The organism is Xanthovirga aplysinae (assembly GCF_009711365.1).
Taxonomy (GTDB): Bacteria; Bacteroidota; Bacteroidia; order Cytophagales; family Cyclobacteriaceae; genus Xanthovirga; species Xanthovirga aplysinae.
Window position 1 is genome coordinate 1 of the sequence record NZ_SMMB01000858.1, and the last position, 4,813, is coordinate 4,813.

Genomic DNA, 4,813 nt, shown 5'->3' on the forward strand with positions numbered 1-4,813 from the left:
TGGCTCAAAGGTGAAAATGGTTCGGGAAAAACAACATTATTAAAATCAATAGCGGGCCTTATTCCCTTCCAAGGTGATATTGTATTAGATCAAAGAATTAGCATACGAAAAAATGTAATGCTTTTTAAACAACGTGTCAACTATTCGGAAGCTGAACCTCTGTATCCTGCTTTTTTAACCGGGAAGGATCTAATCCAATTTTATTGTGAAACCCTCAATGAAGATTTCGAAAAAGCTACTGACCTGGCAGATACATTTGTCATTTCAAATTTCCTAAATCAGAAGATTGCTTCCTATTCTAGTGGAATGCTTAAAAAACTTTCTTTGGTCTTAGCTTTTATAGGTAATCCATCTCTTATTCTGCTTGATGAGCCACTAATCACTTTGGATAATAAAGCTGTCGTACAAATACACAGATTAATTGAGCAATACAGCAATCAAGGTGCAACTTTTTTATTGACTTCCCATCAATCCTTTGATTTATTTTCTTCCCTAATCCCAACCCAATTAGTGCTAAAAAACAAAGCTATTACCATTGAAAAATAATTATGTTGAAAGTCCTGCTAAAAACCATTGGTTATCAGTTCTATAAAGTAAACGGTGGCTTCTTTCTTTTTCTATTTTTACTTCTTTTTGGCATTGTAAGCCCAAATGTGATTGTCTCTTATCATTTCTCTATTATGCAAGGAGTGGTCAGTTCCCCCGAAGTTCTAGCACTTGCCCTTATCGTTTGGTTCCTTTATGGAATTAAATGTTTAAACTTCACACTAAAAGCTTTTGATCAGCCAGAAAACATCTTTTTATATAATTTGATAGGGCTAGCAGTGGGAAGAAAAAATCTAATCCTACTTTTTAGTCAGGTTTTCATTTATTTACCTGTCTTAATTTATATCATCCTTATTCTAGGCCTTGCAGTCTACATGGGAGAAACGGGAGCATTTCTAATCGTTTTGACTTATACAATGCTGTTTTTTACGGGGAGTATCCTTATCTACAATAAAAAGTTAATTAACCATAACATCATAAAAAATTCATTTGTATTAAATACACCCATTAAGATATCCCGGAAACCAAGTTTTCTTTATCTTATATTCTTTACCCTCCATGAAAAAAAGTTAACTTTTTTTGGCTTGAAACTATTCTCTTTTCTGATTCTCTATCTTTCTACCATTGCAAGCAAAGAGGACTTGCAAGGCGGTTTATTCCTGATTTTATATCTACTTATTGCCCTTGCACATTGTATATTGGTTTTTTATTACCAACAATTTATGGAAATACAAATGGCCTTCAGCAGGAATTTACCTATTTCCAAGCTCAAAAGATTTTTCCTATATCCTCTAACTTATTTGTTAATTTTCTCGCCAGAATTAACCCACATGCTTACAAACTCCTCAACATTAATTGAATGGGAGGTGTTACTGGTGTCTTATATGATAGGCATTACCCAACTCACATTCCTTACTAGTATCCTTTATTTTAAAGACCTACAAATGAAAAAATATATAAGAATTGTATTTGCAATTTATATTTTATCCGTTTTTCTGGCCCTTTCAGCCAAATATTTACTCATCTTCTTACCATTGGTTTTGGCTGTTATTATTTTCTATAGAAATTATGATAATTACCAATTAAACGCCAACCTATATTAGGCTTAAAAACATTGTAGAAGGTAATACCATTTTTTTTAATCCTGTTTAATTTATTTGACCAAGAGTTTCTACTCCAAACACAAAAAATGCTTCATTAGGCCTTTTCCTATTTGTTGATTTCCAAATCTACACCGCTAATTAAAAAAGGAAAATATTTAAGGTCGGAGAGCTAAGTTTCCTTGCCATAGTAAAATTAATATCCTGGACTCTAAACGCAAACGTTTGTAATTAGACTTCCTTTAAAAAGCCTAAAAAAGAGCTTGTCTACCCTTCAATAAAATTATATCTTTCCAAGATAGGATGAAGGTCTAGAGTATTCTAAACGAAACAAAGAAAAGGACCTATCAACTGATCATTTTAATATTTCAGCAATAAAATGGAAGATAACCTTCAAGGAATAAGTCATTTTCACCAACTCTTGGAATATAATTTTTCCTACTAAAAGAAAATTTTACCCGACTTCCTATAATCAGTTAAATATGAATTTTTTGTCAATAATTAAATAACTATGAAAAAGAGAATCCTCAGCGTCTTCTTATTTTCTGCTATGCTGTCCGCTTGTCAACAAGAAAAGAAAGCCGAAAGTCAAGAAGAGCCTAAGAAAGTTGAACAAAAAGAAACCTTTTCAACAAAAGGCAAAACTATTAGTGTATATACAACTGCAGAAAAAACTGGTGACCGCTTAACATTAACTGATGAATTAACCTTCAAACCAGGAGAACAACCCTTGGAATCTGAGGTTTCTGTATTCGTAAATCCTAATAAACGATTTCAGAAGTTTATGGGTATAGGTGGAGCTATAACCGATGCCAGCTCTGAAGTTTTTGCGAAATTGCCGGAAGAAAAGCAAGAAGAACTTCTACAAGCTTATTATAATCGAGAAAAAGGAATTGGTTATACTTTAGCCAGAACCACTATTCATAGTGCGGATTTTGGCAGTGGAAGCTACACCTATATAGAGGAAGGTGATAAGGAGTTAAAAACCTTTAGCATTGATCATGATAAGGAGTTTAGAATTCCTTTAATTAAGAAGGCCACAGCAGCGGCAGGTGGAGAGTTATTATTGTATGCGAGTCCCTGGAGTCCTCCTGCATTCATGAAAACTAACAATGACATGTTGCATGGCGGAAAATTATTACCGGAGTATTATGATACTTGGGCTACTTATTTTACCAAATTTATTAAAGCTTATGAAGCTGAAGGAATGCCTATTTGGGGAGTCACCATACAGAATGAACCTATGGCTGTTCAGCGATGGGAGTCTTGCATCTACACAGCAGAAGAGGAAAGAGATTTCCTTAAAAACCACTTAGGTCCGATCATGGCAAAGGAAGGATTAGGAGACAAAAAGATTGTCGTTTGGGACCACAACAGAGACCTAATTACCCAGCGAGCTAATACTATTTTTGAAGATCCGGAAGCAGCAAAATATGCTTGGGGTATTGGCTTCCACTGGTACGAAACTTGGGCCGGAGGAGAACCAATGTTTGACAATCTCGAAAATGTTCATGAATCCTATCCTACAAAAAATCTATTATTCACCGAAGGTTGCCAGGAAGCTTTTAATCCAGAGCGTTATCAATATTGGCCAAATGCTGAAAGATACGGCCGATCTATGATCAATGATTTTAACAAAGGAACTGTGGGCTGGACCGACTGGAATATTTTGCTTGATGAAAGAGGTGGACCAAATCATGTGGGCAACTTCTGTTTTGCACCTATACATGCAGATACCAAATCTGGGGAATTGATCTATACCCCTTCTTATTATTACATCGGTCATTTTTCCAAATTTGTTCGTCCTAATGCCCAAAGGGTAAGTACAACAAGTAGCAGAAGTCATTTATTAAGTACCTCTTTTATTAATGAAGATGGAAAAATGGCAACCGTCGTCATGAATCATACGGATGAAAACATCACTTACAACTTATTTGTGGGATCGGATGAAACACAATTAACCATTCCAGCTCACGCTATGCAAACACTGGTATACTAATAAAACATACTGCACATTAAAAATTTTTAATTGATTTTCGGGCGCATCCATCAATGCGCTCGATTTTTTTTACCTAGTAAAAACAAGATTAATTTTATCACCGCCCTTTTTTGTTTCAAATTTTGTATTTTTTCCCATTAAAAGGGGTTTTACCATTTTTCAATTATTAATTTTAGTCAAAAAAAGAATGCTATATTCTTTCTTTTTTCCCCTTTCATCTTTTCCTTTGACTGTTACATGTAGATTAAATTTGATTAAAATTTAATAAATAGCTAGTTCGCCAATGATAATTGCTTACTCTAAAAACCCTTTTCAACAAACCTTTGGAATTTTAATTCATAACATTTGGAGAATTTTATTCTGTCTGATTTGCGCCGCAGTAGCCTATGCCACTCATGACATTTTTGGGCACTCCTATGTAAAATTACCAGCCGTACCCATTAGCATTTTGGGAGGGGCCTTGGCTATTTTCCTAGGGTTTAGAAACAGTTCCGCTTATGACCGATGGTGGGAAGCTCGAAAAATCTGGGGGGAAATAGTCAATAATAGTAGGGCCTTTACCATGCAACTCCTTACTTACTCTTCAAAAGGAGAATCCACAGAAATGGAATTTGAAACATGGCAAAAAGAGGTAATCTACAGACATATAGGTTGGGTTTATGCCTTAAAGTCCGTTTTAAGAAAGGAGCCCTATTGCAAAGAACTTCAGTATTGGATTCCGGAAAAGGACGAGAGCACCCTGAAGGATAAAAGTAATATACCAACCCAGTTATTAGCCATTCAGGGTCAGGAGTTAAAATATGCACTGCATAAAGGTTGGATTGAAGATTTTCGCTTATACAATTTAACCGGTCTAGTCACCAAACTTTATGATAATCAAGGAAAGTGTGAAAGAATAAAAAATACCGTATTTCCATTTTACTATAATTATTTTACTCGTTTATTCCTGTGGTTATTTATCATTTGTCTACCCTTTGCCTTAGTGGAAAGCATGGACTGGGTCAGTATTCCCATGAGCATTGCCATAGGCTTTGTTTTTACCGTACTGGAAAAATCAGGAATAAACACCGAAGATCCCTTTGAAGGAAGAGCGTCTGATATCCCCTTAGAAAACCTGTGTCGGAATATCGAAATTGATTTAAGAGAAATGATTGAGGATACCAACATA

Annotated in this window: 4 protein-coding genes; all 4 read left to right on the forward strand. The window is 35.1% G+C overall.

Annotation, left to right across the window (positions count from 1 at the left end; genetic code table 11):
* A partial coding sequence (locus E1171_RS06865) for an ABC transporter ATP-binding protein (RefSeq protein WP_155205269.1) occupies positions 1-546 on the forward strand: 546 nt, incomplete at its 5' end.
* A 2-nt stretch (positions 547-548) separates the two neighbouring features.
* A complete protein-coding gene (locus tag E1171_RS06870) occupies positions 549-1,649 on the forward strand; it encodes a hypothetical protein (RefSeq protein ID WP_155205270.1) in 1,101 nt (366 codons plus the stop codon).
* 508 nt (positions 1,650-2,157) lie between these two features.
* Positions 2,158-3,645 (forward strand): glycoside hydrolase family 30 protein, encoded by a 1,488-nt coding sequence (locus E1171_RS06875; protein ID WP_155205271.1) that lies wholly within the window; start codon positions 2,158-2,160, stop codon positions 3,643-3,645.
* 283 nt (positions 3,646-3,928) lie between these two features.
* Positions 3,929-4,813, forward strand: an 885-nt coding sequence (locus E1171_RS06880) for a bestrophin family protein (RefSeq protein WP_155205272.1), incomplete at its 3' end; no start/stop codon positions are given.

Bases quoted from the DNA above. Each gene is read 5' to 3' on its own strand.
- E1171_RS06870 (WP_155205270.1), top strand. From the start codon at position 549: ATGTTGAAAGTCCTGCTAAAAACCATTGGTTATCAGTTCTATAAAGTA.
- E1171_RS06875 (WP_155205271.1), top strand. From the start codon at position 2,158: ATGAAAAAGAGAATCCTCAGCGTCTTCTTATTTTCTGCTATGCTGTCC.